The following is a 1,062-nucleotide window of genomic DNA, read 5'->3' as shown; positions in this document are numbered from 1 at the left end:
CTAGAGCGTGATCCGAGCTTCGTGAATCGGTCCAGGATTCCGTCTGCCGCTGTTTTCTGATTCAAGCTTCTGGCCGGATGGGAGGCTGGTGGATGATGACGAAAGCGATATCGGTCGATCTGCGATCGCGGGTTTTGGCAGCGGTCGACGCTGGAGCGAGCCACCGTCAGGCCGCGGAACGCTTCGACGTCAGTGCGGCGAGCGTCAGCCGCTGGCGGACGCAGGCGAAGCACCACGATGGCAGGGCTCAGCCGGGCCGCCAGGGTGGCGATCGCCGCTCGCACCACATTGAAGCGCAAAAGGATCTGATCCTGTCGCTGCTCGCGGAGGCGCCGGACATCACCATCGCGGAGATGCGTCAAGCTCTCGGTGATCGGGGTCACCGCTTCGGGTTCGGCACGATCCAGCGCTTCTTCGTCCGACACGGCCTGACGCGCAAAAAAAGACCGCCCACGCGGCCGAGCAGGATCGGCCAGACATCCTGAAGAGGCGACAGGCCTGGTTCGACGGCCAGCTCGACCTCGACACGGCGAGGCTCGTCTTCATCGACGAGACATGGGCGAAGACCAATATGGCGCGGACCCACGGCCGATCCCCACGCGGCGAGCGATTGCGTATGGCGGTGCCGCATGGTCACTGGAAGACGACGACCTTCGTCGGTGCGCTCACGCTTCGCGGCATGATCGCGCCCTTCGTGCTGAGCGGACCGATCAACCGCGCCGCCTTCGAGGCTTATGTCCAACAGGTGCTCGTGCCGGAACTGCGGCCCGGCGACATCGTCGTCATGGACAACCTGTCCAGCCACAAGAGCGAGCGAACGCGCGAACTGATCGAAGAGGCCGGCGCCTCGCTGCTGTTCCTGCCTCCCTACAGTCCCGATTTCAATCCGATCGAGAACGCCTTCTCCAAGCTGAAGGCGATGCTTCGAAAGGCGGCAGAACGGACGGTCGAGGCACTCTGGATCCGGATCGGCGAAATCATCGGCACCTTCACACCCACCGAATGCGCCAACTACTTCGCCGCAATGGGATACGATGCAAACTGATCGGATTCCGCTCTAGT

1 protein-coding gene is annotated in these 1,062 nt (G+C 63.2%); it reads left to right on the top strand.

Translation table 11 applies throughout. From position 1 onward, the window contains the following. Positions 1–95 precede the first annotated feature (95 nt). A protein-coding gene (locus FJU11_RS18190) for an IS630 family transposase (protein WP_407946746.1) occupies positions 96–1,045 on the top strand; the annotation gives its coding sequence in 2 pieces (ribosomal slippage) (positions 96–434 and positions 437–1,045; 948 coding nt in all). The last annotated feature ends 17 nt before the right edge of the window (positions 1,046–1,062 follow it).

Origin of the sequence: Pararhizobium mangrovi, assembly GCF_006516965.1 — a bacterium.
In the GTDB taxonomy this organism is placed as follows: domain Bacteria; phylum Pseudomonadota; class Alphaproteobacteria; order Rhizobiales; family Rhizobiaceae; genus Pararhizobium_B; species Pararhizobium_B mangrovi.
This window is presented reverse-complemented; position numbering and strand designations above follow the sequence as displayed.